This window comes from Zhengella sp., assembly GCF_041397485.1.
Classification (GTDB): Bacteria; Pseudomonadota; Alphaproteobacteria; order Rhizobiales; family Rhizobiaceae; genus Zhengella.
The window spans coordinates 405922-427648 of the sequence record NZ_JAWKWO010000001.1; the positions used below are offsets into that span (position 1 = coordinate 405922).

At 63.5% G+C, this 21727-nt stretch carries 21 protein-coding genes and 2 tRNA genes; 3 read left to right on the top strand and 20 right to left on the bottom strand.

The features are described from left to right. Positions 1–2 precede the first annotated feature (2 nt). The 20 genes from nuoH to R3D65_RS01900 form a co-directional block, all read right to left on the bottom strand. Positions 3–1049 (bottom strand): NADH-quinone oxidoreductase subunit NuoH, encoded by a 1047-nt coding sequence (gene nuoH, locus R3D65_RS01805; RefSeq protein ID WP_371273521.1) that lies wholly within the window; start codon positions 1047–1049, stop codon positions 3–5. 15 nt (positions 1050–1064) lie between these two features. Next, positions 1065–3149, bottom strand: coding sequence for an NADH-quinone oxidoreductase subunit NuoG (gene nuoG / locus R3D65_RS01810; protein ID WP_371273522.1), 2085 nt, complete (start codon positions 3147–3149; stop codon positions 1065–1067). A gap of 93 nt (positions 3150–3242) precedes the next feature. Continuing rightward, positions 3243–4034 carry an NADH-ubiquinone dehydrogenase gene (locus tag R3D65_RS01815; RefSeq protein WP_371273523.1) on the bottom strand — a complete coding sequence of 264 codons (792 nt, stop codon included), beginning with the start codon at positions 4032–4034 and terminating at the stop codon, positions 3243–3245. Positions 4035–4114: 80 nt separating this feature from the next. Continuing rightward, positions 4115–5419, bottom strand: coding sequence for an NADH-quinone oxidoreductase subunit NuoF (gene nuoF, locus R3D65_RS01820; RefSeq protein ID WP_371273524.1), 1305 nt, complete (start codon positions 5417–5419; stop codon positions 4115–4117). A gap of 12 nt (positions 5420–5431) precedes the next feature. Next, positions 5432–6658 (bottom strand): NADH-quinone oxidoreductase subunit E, encoded by a 1227-nt coding sequence (locus R3D65_RS01825; protein ID WP_371273525.1) that lies wholly within the window; start codon positions 6656–6658, stop codon positions 5432–5434. Continuing rightward, complete coding sequence (locus R3D65_RS01830) at positions 6659–7849, bottom strand: NADH-quinone oxidoreductase subunit D (protein ID WP_371273526.1); 1191 nt, start codon at positions 7847–7849, stop codon at positions 6659–6661. It lies immediately after the preceding gene. A 9-nt stretch (positions 7850–7858) separates the two neighbouring features. Beyond that, positions 7859–8464, bottom strand: a complete 606-nt coding sequence (locus R3D65_RS01835; RefSeq protein WP_371273527.1) for an NADH-quinone oxidoreductase subunit C — start codon at positions 8462–8464, stop codon at positions 7859–7861. Positions 8465–8480: 16 nt separating this feature from the next. Beyond that, entirely contained in the window at positions 8481–9062 is a 582-nt protein-coding gene (locus R3D65_RS01840) for an NADH-quinone oxidoreductase subunit B family protein (protein ID WP_371273528.1), read from the bottom strand. After that, on the bottom strand, positions 9053–9418 hold the full coding sequence (locus R3D65_RS01845; RefSeq protein WP_371273529.1) for an NADH-quinone oxidoreductase subunit A: 366 nt from the start codon (positions 9416–9418) through the stop codon (positions 9053–9055). The genes R3D65_RS01840 and R3D65_RS01845 overlap by 10 nt, the downstream gene beginning before the upstream one ends. A 453-nt stretch (positions 9419–9871) precedes the next feature. Further along, a complete protein-coding gene (locus tag R3D65_RS01850) occupies positions 9872–10936 on the bottom strand; it encodes a TRAP transporter substrate-binding protein (RefSeq protein WP_371273530.1) in 1065 nt (354 codons plus the stop codon). Between the two features lie 49 nt (positions 10937–10985). Continuing rightward, a complete protein-coding gene (locus R3D65_RS01855; protein WP_371273531.1) occupies positions 10986–12551 on the bottom strand; it encodes a TRAP transporter large permease subunit in 1566 nt (521 codons plus the stop codon). Beyond that, positions 12538–13023, bottom strand: a complete 486-nt coding sequence (locus tag R3D65_RS01860; protein WP_371273532.1) for a TRAP transporter small permease subunit — start codon at positions 13021–13023, stop codon at positions 12538–12540. The genes R3D65_RS01855 and R3D65_RS01860 overlap by 14 nt, the downstream gene beginning before the upstream one ends. Positions 13024–13248: 225 nt before the next feature. Next, entirely contained in the window at positions 13249–13905 is a 657-nt protein-coding gene (locus R3D65_RS01865) for a hypothetical protein (protein ID WP_371273533.1), read from the bottom strand. Between the two features lie 13 nt (positions 13906–13918). Continuing rightward, positions 13919–15319 (bottom strand): selenium-binding protein SBP56-related protein, encoded by a 1401-nt coding sequence (locus R3D65_RS01870; protein ID WP_371273534.1) that lies wholly within the window; start codon positions 15317–15319, stop codon positions 13919–13921. 612 nt (positions 15320–15931) lie between these two features. Then, positions 15932–16008: transfer RNA gene (locus tag R3D65_RS01875), tRNA-Arg, on the bottom strand. Between the two features lie 28 nt (positions 16009–16036). Next, entirely contained in the window at positions 16037–16342 is a 306-nt protein-coding gene (locus R3D65_RS01880; RefSeq protein WP_371273535.1) for an ETC complex I subunit, read from the bottom strand. A 176-nt stretch (positions 16343–16518) separates the two neighbouring features. Beyond that, positions 16519–16595, bottom strand: a tRNA-Pro gene (locus R3D65_RS01885). Positions 16596–16656: 61 nt separating this feature from the next. Next, positions 16657–17367 (bottom strand): DnaA regulatory inactivator HdaA, encoded by a 711-nt coding sequence (gene hdaA / locus R3D65_RS01890; RefSeq protein WP_371273536.1) that lies wholly within the window; start codon positions 17365–17367, stop codon positions 16657–16659. Positions 17368–17373: 6 nt separating this feature from the next. After that, on the bottom strand, positions 17374–18525 hold the full coding sequence (locus R3D65_RS01895) for an AI-2E family transporter (RefSeq protein ID WP_371273537.1): 1152 nt from the start codon (positions 18523–18525) through the stop codon (positions 17374–17376). Next, positions 18500–19054: a CDP-alcohol phosphatidyltransferase family protein gene (locus tag R3D65_RS01900; protein ID WP_371273539.1), complete on the bottom strand. Its 555-nt coding sequence runs from the start codon at positions 19052–19054 to the stop codon at positions 18500–18502. Before R3D65_RS01900 ends, R3D65_RS01895 begins: the two co-directional genes overlap by 26 nt. A 196-nt stretch (positions 19055–19250) precedes the next feature. On the opposite strand from R3D65_RS01900, the gene purM reads away from it, so the two are divergent. The 3 genes from purM to R3D65_RS01915 all read left to right on the top strand — a co-directional run bounded on the left by purM (position 19251) and on the right by R3D65_RS01915 (position 21725). After that, positions 19251–20315 carry a phosphoribosylformylglycinamidine cyclo-ligase gene (gene purM, locus R3D65_RS01905; RefSeq protein ID WP_371273540.1) on the top strand — a complete coding sequence of 355 codons (1065 nt, stop codon included), beginning with the start codon at positions 19251–19253 and terminating at the stop codon, positions 20313–20315. After that, positions 20312–20935, top strand: a complete 624-nt coding sequence (gene purN / locus R3D65_RS01910; protein ID WP_371273541.1) for a phosphoribosylglycinamide formyltransferase — start codon at positions 20312–20314, stop codon at positions 20933–20935. Before purM ends, purN begins: the two co-directional genes overlap by 4 nt. Before the next feature lie 91 nt (positions 20936–21026). After that, on the top strand, positions 21027–21725 hold the full coding sequence (locus R3D65_RS01915) for a glutathione S-transferase family protein (protein ID WP_371273542.1): 699 nt from the start codon (positions 21027–21029) through the stop codon (positions 21723–21725). The last annotated feature ends 2 nt before the right edge of the window (positions 21726–21727 follow it).

Here is a 21727-nt window from a genome sequence, read left to right on the forward strand (position 1 = left end):
CCTCACGCACTCCAGCCGGTCAGCTTCAGGACGAATGCCGTGGCCACGACCATGAAGATCGAGATCGGAAGGAAGACCTTCCAGCCCAGCCGCATCAGCTGGTCGTAGCGGTAGCGGGGCACGAAGGCCTTGACCAGCGAGATCATGAAGAACACCGCCGTCGCCTTGAGAACGAACCAGATGACGCCCGGTATCCAGGTGAAGGGCGCGATGTCGACGGGCGGCAGCCAGCCGCCGAGGAACAGGATCGTCGCCAGGGCGGACATCAGGCAGATCGCGACATACTCGCCCAGCATGTAGAGCATGTACGGGCCGGATGAATATTCCACCATGTGGCCGGCGACCAGTTCCGACTCCGCCTCGACGAGATCGAAAGGCGGACGGTTGGTTTCCGCGAGCGCGGAAATGAAGAAGATGATGAACATCGGGAACAGGCCGAGCCAATGCCAATCCAGGAAGGAATTGGGCAGACCGAGCCGGGTGCCGAGGCCGTCTCCCTGCGAAAGGACAATATCCGACAGGTTCAGCGAACCGACGCAAAGCAGCACGGTGACGATGACGAAGCCGATGGACACTTCATAAGAGACCATCTGAGCGGCCGAACGCAGCGCGCCAAGGAACGGATATTTCGAGTTCGATGCCCAGCCGATCATGATCACGCCATAGACCTCCAGCGAGGAAATGGCGAAGACATAGAGAATGCCGACATTGATGGAGGCGACGACCCAGCCGTCGGCGACCGGGATGACGGCGAAGGCGGCAAGCGCCAGCACCGCCGAAACCAGCGGCGCCAGAAGGAACACGCCCTTGTTGGCGCCGGAGGGGATGACCGGCTCCTTGACGAAGAACTTCAGCATGTCGGCGAAGGACTGCAGCAGGCCCCAAGGCCCGACCACGTTGGGGCCGCGGCGCGCCTGCACCGCCGCCCAGATCTTGCGGTCGGCATAGATCACATAGGCGACGTAGATCAGCAGGATCACCAGCAGCGCCAGCGACTGGATGACGATCAGCAGTGTCGGCCAGACATAGGTGTCGAAGAAAAGGTCCATCGTCTTGCCGTCCCCTTACTCTGCGGCCTGGCGGAAACCATTGCGGGCGAGCGCGGAACACTCCGCCATGACGGCGGAGGCGCGGGCGACCGGATTGGTCAGGTAGAAATCAGCCACCGGCGATACGAACGGCGCCTTGTTGAGACGGCCGCCCTTCTTCGCCAGCGCCTCGATGCCGGCAGTGGAACCCGCGGCAATCTCGTCGGCGTCCGCCATGTGCGGATGGGCCTCATGAAGAGCGGAACGCAACTGCCTGAGCGAATCATAGGGCAGCTTCTTGCCGAGCACTTCGGAAAGCGCGCGCAGGATCGCCCAGTCCTCCTTCGCATCCCCCGGTGCAAAACCGGCCCGCGCGGCAATCTGCACGCGGCCTTCGGTGTTCACATAGGTGCCGGATTTCTCGGTATAGGCAGCCGCCGGCAGGATGACATCGGCCGCGTGCGCGCCGGCATCGCCGTGGGTGCCGATATAGACGGTGAACGCGCCGCCGATCTGGCCCATGTCGAACTCATCGGCACCGAGCAGGAACAGCACGTCCATGGCGCCACCCAGCATGCCGGCCACGTCCTTGCCACCCTCGCCCGGCACGAAGCCGATATCGAGACCGCCGACGCGCGATGCCGCGGTGTGCAGCATGGCAAAGCCGTTCCAGTCCGCACCGACCGCGCCGCAGGCAACCGCCAGCTTCGCCGCATGGGCAAGAACCGCCGCGCCATCGGTGCGGGCAAGTGCGCCCTGCCCGACGACGATCATCGGCCGCTCGGCATCTTTCAGCGTCCGGAAGAAGGCGCCCTCACCCGCAGCCAGTTCCTTGAGCGTATCCGGGCCGGCACCCAGCATTTCATAGTCGTAGCGCAGGTCGCCCATTTCGCCGATGACGCCGATGGGAAAATTGTCCATGCGCCAGCGCTTGCGGATGCGCGCATTGAGCACCGACGCCTCGAAACGCGGGTTCGCGCCAATGACCAGCAGCGCGTCGGCATCCTCGATGCCTTCGATCGTCGGGTTGAACAGGTAGGTTTCCCGGCCAAGCGCGGGATCGTGCGGCGCGCCATCCTGGCGGCAATCGATATTGGCCGATCCCAGCGATTCCATCAGCTGGCGCAGCGCGAACATTTCCTCGACGGCGGCCAGATCGCCGGCAATGGCGCCGATCCTGTCGCCCGAGGTCTTCGCGACCGCGTCGCGAATGGCGGCGAAGGCCTCAGCCCAGCTTGCCGCCTGAAGGCGCCCGTCACGCTTGACATAGGGCCGGTCGAGACGCTGCGTGCGCAATCCGTCCCAGACAAAACGCGACTTGTCGGAAATCCATTCCTCGTTCACCTGCTCGTTGACGCGCGGCATGATGCGCATCACTTCGCGGCCGCGGGTGTCGACCCGGATGGCCGAACCGACCGCGTCCATGACATCGATGGTTTCGGTCTTGGTCAGTTCCCACGGACGTGCCTGGAAGGCGTAGGGCCGGGAGGTCAGCGCGCCGACCGGGCACAGGTCGATGACATTGCCCTGCAGTTCGGACGTCATCGCCTGTTCGAGATAGGTGGTGATTTCGGCATCCTCGCCGCGGCCGATCAGGCCCAGTTCGGAAATGCCGGCCACTTCCGTGGTGAAGCGGACGCAGCGCGTGCAGTGGATGCAGCGCGTCATGATCGTCTTGACCAGCGGGCCGATATACTTGTCTTCCACGGCGCGCTTGTTCTCGGTGTAGCGGGAGGCATCGACACCGAAGGCCATGGCCTGGTCCTGCAGGTCGCACTCGCCGCCCTGGTCGCAGATCGGGCAGTCCAGCGGGTGGTTGATGAGCAGGAACTCCATCACGCCTTCGCGGGCCTTCTTGACCATGGGCGTGTTGGTGAAGACTTCCGGCGACTCGCCATTGGGGCCAGGGCGCAGGTCGCGCACGCCCATGGCGCAGGAGGCGGCCGGCTTGGGCGGCCCGCCTTTCACCTCGACAAGGCACATGCGGCAATTGCCGGCGATCGACAACCGCTCGTGAAAGCAGAAACGCGGAACCTCGGCACCGGCCTCCTCGCACGCCTGCAACAGCGTGAAATGGTCCGGAACCTCGATCTCCTTGCCGTCAACCCTGATCTTAGCCATCTTCATTTCCACGTTTTCAGAAGCGGCCTTGCCGCCTGACTTGAGGCATCCCGGCGGGCGTGCCGCGGGATGCCCAGGTTCCTGTTCCGGCCGCTAGCCGGTCGTCGTCACGTTTCCGTCTTCGCGCGCCGCAGCAAGTTCCGATGCCTGGGCGATCCAGCCATCGCGCTCGATGCGCCCCTTGAAGGCAAGGTAATCATCGACCCATGCCACCTGCTCGGGCGTCCAGGCCGCGACCTGCGCAAAGGTCCAGATGCCCAGTCCATTGAGCTTTTCCTCAAGCCTGGGTCCGATTCCCGCGATCCGCTTCAGATCGTCGGCATGCTCCGGCCTGTCCATGCCCGACGGACGCCGGAAGTCCTCCGGCATGATCGCGCCGGCCGCGTCCGCGGCCTCATCCGGCCCGATGATGGCCGCAGAACCGGCGCCTTCCATGGTGCGGGCGACCGTATCGGCATCCTCGGCCATGCCTGACAGGACATGTTCGCCGACTTCGACGAAATCCTTCGCGGCATGCTCCATGTCCGCATAGACGGTCTTGGTCGCGGCTGCGAAGAAGGACATGGGATTGGCCATGGCCATGCCGAAGGAATCGGAATCCTCGTCCTCGGCGTTCCAGAACAGGACAGGCGCCTTGAACGGCGCGTCAATGGACGGCACCCGGCCGGCAGACGCGGCGGCGCCGTGCAATGTCCCGATCACCGCCCCCCAGTACTGGGCCACCATGCCAAGGCCGAGCGCCGGACCGGCCATCAGCATGGCCGGTGAAGCCAGTGGCATGCCTGCGCCTGAATTTGCTGTCATCGCCCTGGTCATGGTTCTCAACGCGGATTCATACACACTGGCGCCCTGGGCGAAGTCGTTGGGTATTCCACATGTCGACATCGGCAATCTCCTTGTTTCCGGTCGAACCGGCCCTCGATTGCGTTTCCCTGGCGCCGGGTGAATTCCCGGCTTGCCCTTCCCTATTCCGCCGCCACCATCACCGGTTCGGCCCGGTGGCTGTTTCTCGTGAATTCATCAATGCGCCGCTCGATTTCCGGCCGGAAATGGCGGATGAGACCCTGGATCGGCCAGGCTGCGGCATCACCGAGCGCACAGATGGTATGCCCTTCCACCTGCTTGGTCACATCAAGCAGCATGTCGATCTCGCGCTTGTGCGCCTCACCGCGCACCAGCCGCTCCATGACGCGCCACATCCAGCCGGTGCCCTCGCGGCACGGCGTACACTGGCCGCAGCTTTCGTGCTTGTAGAAGTAGGACAGGCGCGCGATCGCCTTCACGATGTCTGTCGACTTGTCCATCACGATCACGGCAGCGGTGCCAAGACCGGAACGCAGTTCGCGCAGGCCGTCAAAGTCCATCGGCGCGTCCATGATCTGCTCGGCGGGCACCAGCGGAACGGAAGAACCGCCCGGAATGACTGCCAGCAGGTTGTCCCAGCCGCCGCGAATCCCACCGCAATGGCGGTCGATCAGTTCCTTGAACGGAACCGACATGGCTTCCTCGAAGGTCGCCGGCGTGTTGACGTGACCGGACACGCAGAACAGCTTGGTGCCCTTGTTGTTCTCGCGGCCGAAAGAGGCGAACCAGCCGGCACCGCGGCGCAGGATGGTCGGCGCAACTGCAATCGACTCGACGTTGTTGACCGTGGTCGGGCATCCATAAAGCCCGACATTGGCCGGAAAAGGCGGCTTCAGGCGCGGCTGGCCCTTCTTGCCCTCCAGGCTTTCCAGCAGCGCCGTTTCCTCGCCGCAGATATAGGCGCCGGCACCGTGATGGACGAAGACGTCCATGTCCCAGCCGCACTTGTTGTCCTTGCCCAGAAGGCCCGCTTCGTAGCACTCGTCGATGGCGCGCTGCAGCGCCTCGCGCTCACGCATGAACTCGCCGCGCACGTAGATGTAGGCGGTGTGTGCGCCCATGGCGAAACCGGCGATCAGGCAGCCCTCGACCAGGGTATGCGGGTCATGACGCAGGATCTCGCGATCCTTGCAGGTGCCCGGTTCCGATTCGTCCGCATTGACCACGAGATAATGCGGGCGCGGCCCGGCCTCCTTGGGCATGAAGGACCACTTGAGCCCGGTCGGGAAGCCAGCGCCGCCGCGGCCGCGCAGGCCCGACGCCTTCATCTCGTTGACAATCCAGTCGCGGCCCTTGGCAACGATGTCCTTCGTGCCGTCCCAGTGACCGCGCATCATGGCGCCCTTCAGGGAACGGTCGTACTGGCCGTAGATATTGGTAAAGATGCGATCCTTGTCGGTCAGCATGTCATCTCTCCCTTATCGCGGCTCTTTGCCGAAGACGCGGACATATTCCTCACGCCCGCCCTTGGCGAGCGCCTTGGCCTGCTTGACCCAGTCGTCACGGTCGATGCGGCCCTTGAAACGCAGGTAGCCGTCCACCCATTCGCGCTCGGCCTTTTTCCACGAGGCGACCTGGGCAAAGGTATAGATGCCGAGTTCGTTGAGGATGCCCTCGATCTTGGGGCCGACGCCGGAAATCATCTTCAGGTCATCGGGTTCCGCCGGTTTCTCGATGCCAGCGGGGCGGTTCTTGTCGTTCAGCGAGGGCTTGGCATCCTTGGCGGAGGCCGCCTCGCCGGCATCCGACGGCTCGGCCGGCTGCCCAGCCTTGCGCTTGCCGCCACCTGCAGCCGTGACATCCTCGGAGACACCGCGGCGCGTCGATGCCTTGGGCGCAGCCGGCGGCGCGGGCTCGGCGGAAACGGCCTCTTCGGCCGCAGGCGATGCCTTTTCGGGCGACGGGCCCGTCACCGCGCTGTCGGTTTCCGCAGCTTCCGTCTTGGGCCGTGCTGCCTTCGAAGGCGCGATCTCCGGATCGCCGCCATTCGGCCTGGCCTTGGAAATGGACACGCGCTTCTTCCTGATGATCGCGTCCTCGTCTGTCAGCGTCGTGGCGCCAGTCGCCGCGGCCGAGTAGACACGGCCGTTCTGCGGGCCAGGCTCGACGTTGTCGCCCTTGCCTGCCTCGAAGGCGTCGATGATTTCTTCCAGGCGCTCCGGCGTCAGGTCCTCATAGGTGTCCTTGAAGATCACGACCATGGGCGCATTCACGCAGGCGCCCTGACATTCCACCTCTTCCCAGGACAGCGTGCCCCCGGCATTGGTGTGGAAGGGTTCGGGATGGATCTTGCTCTTGCAGACCTTGATCAGATCCTCGGACCCGCGCAGCATGCAGGGCGTGGTGCCACAAACCTGGATATGGGCCTTCGTGCCAACCGGGTTCAACTGGAACTGGGTATAGAAGGTGGCCACTTCCAGAACGCGGATCTTCGGCATGTCGAGCATTTGCGAGACGTGCTCGATGGCGGCCTTCGACACCCAGCCCTCCTGCTCCTGCGCCAGCATGAGCAGCGGAATGACGGCCGATTGTTCACGGCCCTCGGGGTATTTCTTCAGCCACTTGCCGACCTCGGCGGTCATCGCCTCGTTGAAGGCGAAGCTTTCGGGCTGGACGGAGTCTTCTGCGAGACGACGGACGGACATTTAGCGATCCACCTCTCCAAACACGATGTCAAAGGAACCGATCAGGGCCGGGATATCGCCAAGCAGATGCTTGGTTCCGATGAAATCCATAGCTGCCAAATGGGCGAAACCGGGCGCGCGCAGATGCACGCGGTAGGGACGGTTGGTACCGTCGGAGACGAGATAGACGCCGAATTCGCCCTTGGGCGCCTCGACAGCGGCATAAACCTCGCCCTCGGGCACCTTGTAACCCTCGGTGTAGAGCTTGAAGTGATGGATGAGCGCCTCCATCGAACGCTTCATCTCGCCACGCTTGGGCGGGACGATCTTGCCGTCGGTGGCCGAAACCGGGCCCTTGCGTTCCGATCCGAGAAGGCGGTCGATGCACTGGCGCATGATCTTCACCGACTGCGCCATCTCCTCCATGCGGATCAGGTAGCGGTCGTAGCAGTCGCCGTGCTTGCCGACCGGAATCTCGAAGTCCAGTTCGTCGTAGCATTCGTAAGGCTGCGAGCGGCGCAAGTCCCAGGCCGCGCCGGAGCCGCGAACCATGACACCGGAAAAGCCGCGCTCCCAGGCCTGTTCGAGCGTCACGACGCCGATATCGACGTTACGCTGCTTGAAGATGCGGTTCTCGGTCAGCAGGCCATGCAGATCCTGCAGGGTCTGCAGGAACGGGTCGCACCACTTGCCGATGTCCTCGACAAGCTGGTCCGGGATGTCCTGATGAACGCCGCCGGGGCGGAAATAGGCGGCGTGCATGCGCGAGCCGGATGCCCGCTCATAGAACACCATCAGCTTCTCGCGTTCCTCGAAGCCCCAGAGCGGCGGCGTCAGCGCACCGACGTCGAGCGCCTGCGTGGTGACGTTCATCAGGTGGTTGAGGATGCGGCCGATCTCGGCATAGAGCACGCGAATGAGCTGCCCGCGCTTCGGGATCTCGACGCCCACAAGGCGCTCCACCGCCAGCGCGAATGCATGCTCCTGGTTCATCGGCGCGACATAATCGAGGCGGTCGAGATAGGGCACGGCCTGGAGGTAGGTCTTGTACTCCATCAGCTTCTCGGTGCCGCGGTGCAGCAGGCCGATATGCGGGTCGGCGCGCTCCACCACCTCGCCGTCCAGTTCCAGGACAAGACGCAGCACGCCGTGCGCCGCCGGATGCTGCGGACCGAAATTGATGCTGAAATTGCGGACGTTGTGTTCAGTCATCTGACCGCCTCACCCCTTCGCCTTCTCGTCGCCGGGCAGCACGTATTCGGTGCCTTCCCAGGGCGAAAGGAAATCGAAATTGCGGAATTCCTGCTTCAGTTCGACCGGTTCGTAGACCACGCGCTTGACCTCGTCGTCCCAGCGCACTTCCCAATAGCCGGTCAGCGGGAAATCCTTGCGCAGGGGATGCCCCTCGAAACCGTAGTCGGTCAGGATGCGGCGCAGGTCCGGGTGGCCGGTGAACAGGACGCCATACATGTCATAGGTCTCGCGCTCGAACCATTCGGCACCCGGAAAGACGCCCGTGATCGAGGGCACGGTGCTGTCCTCGTCGGCCTGAACCTTCACCCGCACGCGCATGTTCTGGCGCGGCGACAGAAGGTGGTAAACCACATCGAACCGGCGGGCACGCGCCGGATAGTCGGCGCCGCAGACATCGATGAAAGACACGAACTGGCACTGGACATCGTCGCGCAGGAAGGTCAGCACATTGACAATATCGCCTGCCTCGGCCTCCAGCGTCAGCTCGCCATAGGCGACCTTGGCGTCCGTGATCTGGCCGTCCAGCTTCTCGGTGACATAGGCCGCGAGATCCTTCAAAGCCTCTTCGTTCATGGCCGGATGCGTCCTCTCAGCGTTCAATGGTGCCGGTGCGGCGGATCTTCTTCTGCAGCAGCAGGATGCCGTAGAGAAGCGCCTCGGCGGTGGGCGGGCAGCCCGGAACATAGATGTCGACCGGCACGATGCGGTCGCAGCCGCGCACCACAGAATAGGAATAGTGGTAGTAGCCGCCGCCATTGGCGCAGGAGCCCATGGAAATGACGTAGCGCGGCTCCGGCATCTGGTCGTAGACCCGGCGCATGGCCGGCGCCATCTTGTTGGTCAGCGTACCGGCGACGATCATCACGTCGGACTGGCGCGGGCTGGCGCGCGGCGCGGTGCCGAAGCGCTCCACGTCATAGCGCGGCATGGACACCTGCATGAGCTCGACGGCGCAGCAGGCAAGGCCGAAGGTCATCCACATCAGCGAACCGGTGCGCGCCCAGGTGACCAGGGCGTCGGTGGACGTGACAATGAAGCCCTTGTCGGACAGTTCGGCGTTGATCTCGCCGAAGAAAACGTCGTCCGAGCCGACCGGCTTGCCGGTCTTGGGATCGACGATCCCCTTGGGCTGGGGCGCGATCAGCGTGGTGGTATTGTCGCTCAGTCCCATTCCAGCGCTCCCTTTTTCCATTCATAGACGAAGCCGATGGTCAGGATGGCCAGGAACACCATCATCGACCAGAAGCCGAACCAGCCGATTTCACCGAAGGAGACAGCCCACGGGAAGAGAAATGCCACTTCGAGATCGAAGATGATGAACAGGATGGCGACGAGGTAATACCGCACGTCGAACTTCATGCGCGCATCGTCGAAGGCGTCGAAGCCGCATTCGTATGCCGAAAGCTTCGCGGGATCCGGGTTCTTGTAAGCCAGAACGAAGGGCGCGAACATCAGCGCGAGGCCGATGACAAGGCAGAGTCCCAGGAAGATGATGATCGGCAGGTATGAGCTGAGGAGATCGTTCATGACCTTGCTTTCTTGCCGGCGGCGATCGGCGATCCGGGGTCTTGCCTCTTGGATCAACGCACCGCCTGACGGAGGCGCGGAGGCAGACCGGCGGGCCTGGCCGCAACGGTTGTTGCAACGCGGCGAGGGTTAGCCCAGAGGGTGGCGCGACGCAAGAGCAACATTGGTGATATACGGCAAAAGATTGTCGTCCTTGACGAAAACCTGCCATCGGGCCGCGCGCGAGACATCAAGGTCACATTTGCCAGCCGAAGGCGCCGGCAGGCCCGCCTTCCATGGTCCAAGCACGGGAAGGCCCTCCGTTCAGCCCTTTCCGGGCAATCGCGCGATTGCGGCGCCGCGGGCCCACGCCTACTTGCGGAGCCTCGTTTCAAAAAACCCCGCGCAGGCAATGCCTTGCGCGGGGTGCTTGATTTTTCGATTCAACGGCGGCGGCGATCGCCCCCGCAGCGCCTACATGCGCTGGGAGAAAACCGGCGCCTTGACCTTCATGCCATAGGGGCGTGCCAGGTCGAGGAAGGCGTTGTAGCTGTCCATGACCTTGCGGAAATCCGGATTGGCATCGGCGTTCTCGGCCATGACCTCGTCGGAGGCCTTGCGCAGCGCCGCCACGACATCATCCGGGAACGTGCCGAATTCGACGCCGGCCTCTTCAAGCTGCTTCATGGCCATCGCGTTGAAATAGTCGAACTGGGCCAGAGCCTCGGTATTGGCTGCATCGGCCGCATTGGTGATGATGGCTTGCAGGTGCCTGGGCAGGCCATCCCAGGCCTCCTTGTTGACCACGATCTCAAGACCTGCGGACGGCTCGTGGAAGGCCGGCACATAGCAGTGCTTTGCCACCTTCTGAAGGCCGAAGGCCTGATCGAGCATCGGGCCCACCCACTCGGCGGCATCGATGGCGCCGGACTGGAAGGCGGAGAAGATCTCCGGGGGCGGCAGCAGCACGGCGTTGACCCCGACCTTGCGCATGGCTTCGCCGCCAAGGCCGGCAATGCGCATGTTCAGGCCCGACAGGTCCTCCAGTTTCGTCACCGGATTCTTGAACCAGCCGGCGGCCTGCACACCGGAATTGCCGCTGTAGAGGGGCACGAGGCCGCGTTCGGCATAGATCTCGTTCCACAGGTCCTGGCCGCCGCCATGGCGCAGCCAGGCGGTCGTTTCCACTGCCGTCATTCCAAAGGGAACGGCAGAAAAGAAATGCAACGCGCTGTTCTTCGAGGCGGCGTAGTAGGGCGTGGAATGGCCGATTTCGGCCGTGCCCTGCTGGACGGCATCCTCCACGCCGAAGGGCGGCACGAGTTCGCCTCCGGAAAAGACCTTGAGCGTCAACTGGCCGTCGGACATGTCGGCGACACGTTTTGCGAAAGTCGTGGCGTTGGTGCCGACGCCCGGCGCCTTGGCCGGAAAGGATGTCGGCATTTTCCACTCGACCTTGCCCTGGGCGAGAGCCGGGGTCGCCAGCGCGGCCGCCGGCGCCGCAATGGCAGCACTTTTCAGGAATTCGCGGCGTTTCATGGGTTCCTCCTTCCTGGAACAAGACCCCTCTTCAGCCGAGGGGCCAAAATCAGAACAGCATGTCCGGCAGCCAGATTGCCAGCGCCGGGAACATCGCCAGACACAGTATTGCGATCAACTGTATGATGACAAACGGAATTATGGCGCGATAGATCGTCACGGTACGAATGCGCGGCGGCGCCACGGAACGGAAATAGAAAAGCGCGAAACCGAAGGGCGGTGTCAGGAAGGACGTTTGCAGGTTCATCGCGATCAGGATGGCGAACCAGACCGGGCTGATGTCCTCCTGAAGGATGACCGGCCCGACGATGGGGATGACGATGAAGATGATCTCGACGAATTCCAGGATGAAGCCCAGCAGGAAGATGACCAGCATGGTGGCGGCCAGCATTCCCCAGGCCCCGCCCGGCACGCCGTTGAGCAGTTCGGCCACCAGTTCGTCGCCACGAAAGCCGCGGAAGACGAGCGAGAGGATGCTTGCGGCGATGATGATGCCGAAGATCATGCCCGACACCATCAGCGTTTCGGTGACAGCCGCGACCAGGATGCGGGTGCGCACCAGCGCGAGGGCATGCCAGGCAAGTCCTGCGCCCAGCACCGCGAGAAGCAGAATGGTGACCAATGTTCCCGGCGTCAGGGCCAGATGCCCGGTGGAAAAGTCCACGCGCAGGAAGCCCGCGACGCTGGCCAGCACAAGCGCGATCGCCAGCGCGCCGGTGGCGGCTGCCGTGCGGGCCATGAAAGGCGAAATCTGCGCAGCGGCGATGAGGATGGTTCCGGCGACGCCGACGCCGGCAGCCTCTGTCGGGGTGGCGATGCCGAACAGGATCGACCCGAGGACGGCGAAGATGAGCAGCAGGCTCGGCAGGATGCCGGCCAGCGCCTCGGCCAGTTCGGCGCGCCCGGCAGGCCGCTCCACGCCTTCCATTGCCGGCGATCCGCGCAAGCGAAAGACGGCATAGGCCGCATAGAGGGCGACAAGCAGCAGGCCCGGAAGCAGCGCACCGGCAAAGAGGTCGCCGATGGTGACCGAATCGGGTGCGAAATTGCCGACCGTCTGCTGCGCCTCGATATAGGCGTTCGACACCTGGTCGCCGAGCAGGATCAGCACGATGGACGGGGGAATGATCTGGCCCAGCGTGCCGCTGGCGCAGATCAGTCCGCTTGCGGTGCGGTCATCGACGCCCGAGCGCAGCAGGCTCGGCAGGCTGATCGTACCCAGCGCCACGATGGTGGCGCCGATGATGCCGGTGGAGGCGGCAATGAGCGTGGAGACGAAGAGAACCGAGAGCGCCAGCGCCGTGCGGCTGCCGCCAAAAAGCCGGTTGATGTTTTCCAGCATGCGCTCGGCCTGGCGCGAGCGCTCCAGCAGAACGCCCATCATCACGAAAAGCGGCACCGCGATCAGCAGCCGGTTTTCCATGACGCCGAAAATGCGCTGTGGCACGGCCTGAAAATAGGCCAGGTCGAAATGGCCGAAGCCATGGGCGATGAAGCCGATCAGCGTGGGGATGCCGGCGATCACGAAGATGACTGGCAGGCCCGAAAGGATGCCGGCCAGCAGCGAGATGCCGAGGATGGTGACCCAGAGTGTCTCGATTTCAACCGGCGTCATCAGCGCTCCCGGCAAACAGGTCGGCAAGCGCCTGCAGGATCACCAGCACGCACATGACCAGAACGGCCGACTTGACGAGGAACAGGCCCGGCAGGCCGCCGGTTTCCAAAGACCCTTCGCGGATCGCCCAGGACGCCGAAACGAGCGGCCAGGCATCCATGGCGACAAGCAGGAAAACCGGCAGCGTGAACACCAGGTGCCCTGCCCGGTCGGTCAACCGGCGGGCGCGCGGCGACTGGCCTTCCCGAAGGACATCGACGCGAACGTGACGGTCATTGCGCATCGCAAGCGGAATCGTCAGCACGACGAGGCACGCAAAGGCGTAGATGACGGCGTCCTGCAATTCCAGGAAACCGATTCCCATGACATAGCGCAGCAGGACGATGACGATCTGACCGACGAACATGACTGCGAACAGCGTCAGGCATAGCCCGAGCGTGAACCTGTGCAGCCGGTCGGCAAGTCTGCGCATGAACCCCCCATTGGTGCCGCCTGCGCGCTTTTCCTGCCGGCAGGCCGCCCTGCTCTAGCGCGTGACAGGCGCGATGTCACGGTGTTCGATGCACGATCGTTTTCCAGCCTGCAGCCGGGAATCGCGAAGGACAGCCTCCCGCGGGCAAACGGCGCCGTCATGCCGCCCGGAATGGACAGGCACCAGGAAACGCAGCGATCCAGAACGGGACGTGCCACGGGCCGGTCAGGATAACGCAAACGCTCCGTAGAGACTGGCGACCCCGACCAGGACAAGGGACAGGGCCCAAAGCCAGTCGAGATTGAGCCACGCCTTCGACAGGACGCGCAGCCCGAGCCACCGGTAGACGATCATGGCGACAAGTCCGCCTCCAAGGACCATCGCCGCAGTATGGACGGCGGCAACGAGCAGGGCCATGACAAGGTTGTTCGACATCAGCGTTATGGCGGCCAGGTGTCCCGTATCCTCCGGATCGACGCGGCAAAGACCAAGATACATCGGAACGAGCATCAACCCTGCCCCATGGGCAAGCGCTGCAAGGAAGGACCAGAGGGCAAGTTGCGAAGGCCGCACGCGCGACAGGAAGCGCGGATGGCGCCGCCACACGAGCAGGAAAAGTCCCATCGCGATGACGCAACAGGACGCTGCAACCCGTATCTCATGCTCGACACGAACCAGGGTGCTCATTGCCGTGAATGGCAGAAGCATGAGAGCCATGGACGCGAAATGACCGGCGCCGAGGGCGGCCAGTGCCCTGACCAGCGCCCGCGAGCGGCTTTCCATCAAGGCGGCCGACACTGCCATCGGCCAACCCATGCCCGGATTGATGCCATGGTAGACGCCGACCGCTGCGACGGCCCACCACAAGGCCGCCGCATCCATGAACGCCGGCACCTCAGACGGACGGGTAGCAGAAACTGTCGGTTGAGCAATCACCGCCTTCCAGACGGATCTGGTGGCTTCGGTACCCTTGCGGGAAATCGACCCAGAAGTCTTCCGCAAGGGTCAGTCCACCATTCTCGCCGACATGGGCCATCACCATCGCGGCGCCGCTGTCATCGGGATAGAACTGGTCGTCCCAAGTCGAATAGAGCGAATTGGTCCAGTAGACCCGCTTGCCATCACGGCTGATCTCGACCATTTGCGGACCGTAGCCGAATGTCTTTCCATTGGGATGCTTCTTCCGTTTCACGATACCGCCGATCTCGACCTTGCCAACAAGCTTCGGGTTCATGGGATCGGTGACATCGTACTGATGCATTTCCCCGGTGCCCCAGCAGGCGACATAGAGAAAACGGTCGTCCAGGCTCAGATCGATATCGGTAACGAGCGGAGGCACGGCGCCGAAACCCTTGAGCAGGTCCGGAAGTTCATCTGCTGATGCGGGTTGCGGATCGATGACGATCGTCTTCCTGGCTTCGAAAGTGCCATCCTCGTTGCGCCACCATGTAAAGACGGCCCCCTGAAGCGTCTTGGTATCGACCACAACGCCACAGAAGCCATACTGCCGCGTCGGCTCATGCGCGGGACGGATTTCCAGGGCCATCTGGTAATTCTCTCCCAGATCGATGGTCTGGATGTTCTTGCGGCCGCGCAAATCCCAGAAATGGATGCTGTGACCATACTTGTTGGACAGCAGGTCCTCGGGGACAAGGCCGTTTTCATATTGCGGCGGCAACCCCCATTCCGAGCTGACCATGTAGTCGCGCGGCAGATTCCACCAGAAATCATAGTGCTTGTCCTGCGTGCCGCGGTCCATCTCGTAGCGGCCGAGGATCTCGAAGGTCTGGCAATCCATGATGAAGATGCCGGGCGGTCCGTCGGTGCCCTCCGCGCCGCCGCCTCCAAGCGTGGAGACATAGATGCCTTCCGGTCCGCGATGGATCGTGTGCGGGCGGGAATAGCCGGTCTTCTCGAACAGCTCTTCCGGTTCGATGATCTTGTGGATCTTCGCGTCCAGCGGATCCTTCACGTCGATCACATAGATGCGCGAAGACCGAATCCCCGGGATGATCAGATACCGCCTTTCGAGGAAGGCATGACCGGTGAGCGGCGACAAGGCCGAAGAACACGCATTCCAGCCGAAGTGGTGAAACTCGTCGCCTTTGTAGGGCATGAACAGGCTGTGCAAGATCTGGCCGTAGGTTTGCGAGCCGGGATCGACGTCAACAACAGCCAGGCCGTCCGGTTGCGACCCGTCAGGGCTGAGCATCAGCGTGAATGCGAGTTTTTCGGTGGGTCCCTGCATTGCAAGTCTTGCCGACGGGTAGAATGTCGGGTCCGGTCTCAATGTCATGATTTCCTCCCTGGTTGTCATCCCTCAATGCCCGTTGAAATCCGGCAATGCCGGACGGATACGGGCCTGGTTCGCTTCGGCGAGACTGCATCAGGCTCGACCGACTTCTTTCGCGCATTCATGGCGGGACCAATGATGCTCATTGAGCGCCAAACGCACCGCAGACCGGCATTGGCCTCCCAAACCAATGCCCAGCCCGACCCCAACCCGTTCCAACAACACGCATTGAACGGGTCTTTTTTTCTCAATAAGGGCGACTTATTGAATTCCTGTACTAAATATTCTGAATTCCGCATGTTACATTGTCAATAAAATACGACAAATGAAATTCATATTTTTATTTTGCTTGTATTATAATTTTTTTATTTCGTTTTTACTAAATCTATTCCATACAAGCACAGCAGCCAGGGCTTGAGCCGGGCTGGCGGTCTGCAATTCCGTTTGTTTGGATGGTCTCGGTCCGGCTTGTGGCGCGGGAATGGATTGATCCGGCCATCCCGGTTTCACGCGCACGCGGCGCGGCGGCGGGGATGTCGGGCGGCCACCAAAGTGGCTGGCTGTCGGCGCAATGCAGGCGGCAGGCCGCCGGCACCGAAGCGGCCGGAAAGAATATGGCGACCCCTGCAGGATTCGAACCTGCGACCATCGGCTTAGAAGGCCGGTGCTCTATCCAGCTGAGCTAAGGGGCCGGATGACGCCCGCCGGCGGGCGACGTCTTCAGTGCGTCCAGGGCGTTTTCCGGTCGTAACGGAAATTGTCGGAATAGGAAATCTGGCGGCGCTTGGCTTCCTTCGGTTCACGGACCGAATAGGCAATGCCGTTCTTTTCCGCATAGGCTATCGCCTCTTCCTTCGTCTCGAAGGAAAGGCGGATCTGGCTCTTCATGTCGGACGATGTGGTATAGCCCATCAGCGGATCGATCTTGCGCGGCGCTTCGGGTTCGAATTCCAGAATCCAGCGGCCGGTCTTGGCCTTTCCCGATTGCATCGCGGTCTTGGCCGGACTGTAGATACGCGCGCTCATCTCGTTTCCCCGCGGTCTGCTGAAGCCTTCAGGTCAAGCGGCGGGCCATGCCGAACACGGGGCGCCGCCTCTTCCTGTCAGCCAGTGCTATATACGCGGGGGCTTTGTCGGGTAAACACCTTTTTGTGCCGCAACGGACATCAAGGCGAAGAAACAGGCCGGCTTTGCGGGGGAACTGGTCGGAGCGGCAGGATTTGAACCTGCGACCCTCTGGTCCCAAACCAGATGCGCTACCAGACTGCGCTACGCTCCGAACGAGAAGCCGGATACACGGACCACGCCTGGGACGCAACCGCTTTCGCATGTCGCGCGCCTCAAAGATCGAAGCGGCCCTGCCGGTCGTCCATCCTGTCGATCACCTGGCCGGCCAGATGGCGCGTGATCCGGCTGTGCCGTTCAAGCGATGCCTTGTCCATTGCGTCCACCACGGCGCAGGCCGATGCCAGCGACCGCTCGATCCGGCGCACCAGGAAACTGACCACGCCCGGATCGACCAGGATCTGGCGGTCGGCAAACAGCTTGGTGATGACGCCTTCCAGCAGATCCTCGTCCGGCTCACCGATTTCCACCGTGGTTGCGGCCTTCAGGCGCGAGGCCAGATCGGGAAGCCGCACGCCCCAGGCGCCCGGGAAAAGCCGCGCGGCGAGCAGCAGCCGCGCGCCACAGCCGCGCACGTCGTTGATCAGGTGGAACAGGCCGGTCTCATCGAGCCCCGGCTCGTCCGCATCGTCAACGAGCACGGCGCCGGCAGCGAGCGCGCGTTCACGGCTCGCCGCATCCAGCCTGTCCGGGCGGAGCGCGACGGCACCCGCCATGTCCTGCCAGATCGCGGCGATATGCGATTTGCCCGCGCCTGCCGGACCGGCCAGCACGACGACCGGCGAGGGCCAATCCGGCCAGTTGTCGACGAGTGCGACGGCCTGCGCATTGGAGGGACTGACCACCAGTTCGTCGCGCGAGCGGCCGGGCTCAAGGGCAAGATCGAGCGGCAATTGCCGCGGGGAATCATCGCGTGCGGCTGTCATGGCCGGTCAGCCTTCGCCATCCCGGCCCGCCACCGGCGAATGCCCCCGGTAGACCGGGCTGGCAAGGTAGGATTTGAGGCCGAAACGGGCGATCACGCCAACGGCTGCGGCTGCGGGAACCGCGATCAGGAGGCCGACAAAGCCGAACAGCATGCCGAAGGCGAACAGGGCGAACATCAGCCAGACCGGATGCAGGCCGACACGGTCGCCTACCAGTTTCGGCTGAAGGATGTTGCCTTCGAGGAACTGCCCGGAGAAGAAGACCGCCGCGACGGCAGCGATCCAGATCCAGTCCGGCCAGAACTGCACCAGCGCCACGCCGATCGAAACGGCAAGGCCGACCAGCGATCCGATATAGGGGATGAAGGAGATCAGTCCGGCGACAAGGCCGATCAGCAGACCGAAGTTGAGGCCGACCGCCGTCAGGCCGATGGCATAGAAGATGCCGAGCGCCAGGCAGACCGTGCCCTGCCCGCGGATGAAGCCGGCAACCGCGGAATCGATGTCACGCGCGATCTCGCGCACGGCGCCCAGATGATCGCGCGGGATCCAGCCATCGACACGGGCAACCATGTGGTCCCAGTCCAGCAGCATGTAGAAGGCGACAACGGGTGTGACGACGAACAGGCCTGCGATGTCGACCAGCGCCTTGCCGGAACTCCAGATCGACTGCGCGAGCGTGGAAAGAAAGCCCGCGCCCTGAGTCAGAAGCGTGTTCACGCCTTCGCGGATGCCTTGCGGATCGGTGCCGAGAACGCGCCTGATCCATTCGGGATCGAAATTGCCGATCAGGTTCTGCAAGCTGGCGACGAGCGAAGGCAAACGCTCGATGAAACCGGTCAACTGGGTGGCCAGCACCGGCACCACGACCATCAGCGCCAGCAGGAAAGCGACGATGAAGCCCACCAGAATGACAATGGTCGCGGTCAGGCGCGAAAGGCCCATCCTTTCCAGCCGGTCCGCCACCGGATCGAGGAAATAGGCCAGCGCCATGCCGGCGACGAAGGGCAGCAGGATGGAGCGGAAGACATAGAGAAAACCGAGAAAGGCAACGAAGAAGAGCAGCCAGAAGACGGCCTGACGGCGCAGCGCGGCGCCGGCCTGTGCAGCCGCCGCGTCCTCGGCGTCGATATCAGTTGTCTTCTTCGCGCGCGCCATTTCCGCTCATGTGCTGGAGCCAGGTGAACAGATAGGCCGCGGCGGAAGCGCCGGTCAAGAGCGCGGTCACGGTGATGAGGCCGGAGCGCAGCCATTCCGGCCCCGGCGCGAACGCCATTTCGCCCAGGGCCACGATGGCGAGGAGAATCTGGGCAAGCGTGTTCGCCTTCGAAACGAAGAGCGGCTTGACCTGGACCGGATGCCCCATGACCGCCGACAGCGTGACAGCGCCAACGATCATCGCATCGCGGCTGACAATGCCGATGACGAGCCATTGGGGCAGTTCGCCGATGAAGCCGAGCACGACAAAGACGCTGACAAGCAGGAGTTTGTCGGCCAGCGGGTCGAGATAGGCGCCCAGTTCGGATCGCTGATCGAAGTGGCGGGCGATGAAGCCGTCCACACCGTCGGAAATGCCGGCCAGCACGAAGCCGGCCAGCGCCAGCATCATCTCGCCTTCCAGCATGGCGTTGATGATGAAGGGCACAAGCAGGAAGCGCAGCACTGTGATGATATTGGGTATGGTCACGCGGGTGCCCGCCGTTTATTGCGCATGGCTGAAATGTGGGCGTCCACAGGCCGCTTGGCAAGCCGGGTGGAGCGAAGACGCGAAACCGCGGGAAAACGGGCCTTCGGCGCCACCGCTGCCGCGCGGCCGTTCTTGCGGCCCTGCCCCGTTTCATGCCAAGAGCGGGCTCTACACGCCAACAATCGCGGAAGACGCCATGAGCGAGAAGAAGAACGGCCTTTCCTATGCCGATGCAGGTGTCGATATCGACGCCGGCAACAGCCTGGTGGAGAAGATCAAGCCCATGGTGCGCTCCACCCGCCGCCCGGGCGCCGATGGCGAGATCGGCGGCTTTGGCGGTCTGTTCGATCTCAAGGCGGCCGGCTTCACCGACCCGGTGCTGGTGGCGGCCAATGACGGTGTCGGCACCAAGCTGAAGATCGCCATCGGTGCGGACAAGCATGACACGGTCGGCATCGACCTGGTGGCCATGTGTGTCAACGATCTCGTTGTGCAGGGCGCCGAGCCGCTGTTCTTCCTGGACTATTTCGCGACCGGCAAGCTGGACCCGGACCAGGGCGCGGCCATCGTGGCGGGCATCGCGGAAGGCTGCCGCCAGGCCGGTTGCGCGCTGATCGGCGGCGAGACCGCCGAAATGCCGGGCATGTATGCGGGCGGCGATTATGACCTCGCGGGTTTCGCCGTGGGCGCGGCCGAGCGCGGCGCGCTGCTGCCCTCGGGCCATGTGATGGAAGGCGATCTCATCCTTGGCCTTGCCTCGTCGGGCGTGCATTCCAACGGCTATTCGCTGGTGCGCAAGATCGTTGAGAAGAGCGGGCTTTCATGGTCCGATCCAGCGCCGTTCGCCGATGGCAAGTCGCTGGGCGAAGCGCTGCTGGAGCCGACGCGCATCTATGTCAGGCCGCTGCTGGAGACGATCCGCGAAGTCGGCGCCATCAAGGCACTGGCCCACATCACGGGCGGCGGGTTCACCGAGAACATCCCGCGCGTGCTGCCGGAGCATTTTGCCGCCGAGATTGACCTCGACGCCTTCGAGGTGCCTGCGGTCTTTTCGTGGCTGGCGGAACAGGGCGGCGTGGCCGCGCGCGAAATGCTGCGCACCTTCAATTGCGGCGTCGGCATGGTGGCCGTGGTCGAGGCCGACCAGGCCGCGCAGGCCATCGCCGTGCTTCAGCGCGAGGGCGAGCACGTGGAAATCATCGGCCGGATCGTGCCGCGCCGGGACCAGGGCGTCATCTATTCCGGGACGCTCGACCTGTGACCACGTCTTCGCGCAAGCGCACCGCCGTGCTCATTTCCGGGCGCGGCTCCAACATGACGGCGCTGATCGGCGCTGCGATGGATCCGGCCTTTCCCGCGCAGATCGTTCTTGTCGTTTCCAACAAGGCGGATGCCAAGGGGCTTGAAACCGCGCGCCAGGCCGGCATCGAGACCAGGGTCATCGCCTATCGCGACCATGGCAGCCGCAAGGCCCATGACGCGGCCATCGACGCGGCGCTGCGCGAGGCGCATGTCGAGATCGTGGCGCTGGCCGGTTACATGCGTCTGCTCACCCCGGATTTCGTGCGCGCCTGGCAGGGACGCATGATCAACATCCACCCTGCCTTGCTGCCGCTGTTCAAGGGGCTGGATACGCATCAGCGGGCGCTGGACGCCGGTGTGCGGGTTCACGGCTGCACCGTCCATTTCGTCACGCCGGACATGGATGGCGGCCCGATCATCGCGCAGGCGGCCGTGCCCGTGGAAACGGGCGACACCGAAGAAACGCTGGCCGCCCGCGTGCTGGAAGCCGAGCACGCCACCTATCCAAGGGCGCTGGCGATGGTGGCACGCGGCGAGGTGCGCATGGGCGGCGACGGCAAGGCGATTTTCCGGACCTGAAGCGCAAACCGCCGCCTTGCCTGCTGACAACAGGCTGTCAGCATGGGCATGCTATCGCGACATCGTTTCACCAGTGAACGGATCGGCGGACATGCTCCAATTGCTTACCTTCGCACCCGCAGGCGGTGTGCGCTGCCCCTCTCCCTTCGGGCTCAAGGCCGAGGCGCTTCTGGCCATGTCGGGGCTGGAATTCGAAACCAGGCCCGGCCTGCCGATGAAGAGCCCGACGGGCAAGCTGCCGGTGCTGGTCGACGGCAGCCGGACCATTGCCGATTCAAGCCTCATCCAGCGCTATCTGGAAGACGTGAAAGGCGTTGATTTCGATGGCCGTCTCAGTGGCCGGCAACGCGCGATCGCAATGGCGTTCCGCCGCATGTTGGAGGAACATCTCTATTTCGCCCTGGTTCACTCGCGCTGGATCATGGCGCGGGAAACAACCTGCGACCTGTTTTTCGGCAAGGCGCCGTGGCCGGTACGCCGCTTCGTCTTTCCCATGCTGGTTCGCCGAATCGCCCGCGACCTGAAAGGACAGGGACTGGGCCGCCACCCGGCAGATGAAATCGCCCGTTTCGGTGTGAGCGATCTCCAGGCCATCGAGACGGCCATGGACGGACCGTTCTTTTTCGGGGACCAGCCCTGTTCCCTGGATGCTTCGCTCTATGGCGCGCTGGAGAATATCGTGAGCGTGCCTGTGGCCTCGCCATTGCAAACCTTCTGCCAGGGATCGGGCAAGGTCGCTGCGTTTCTGGATGCGTTTCGCGCACAGGTGCTCGACGGGCGCCAGCCGTGAGA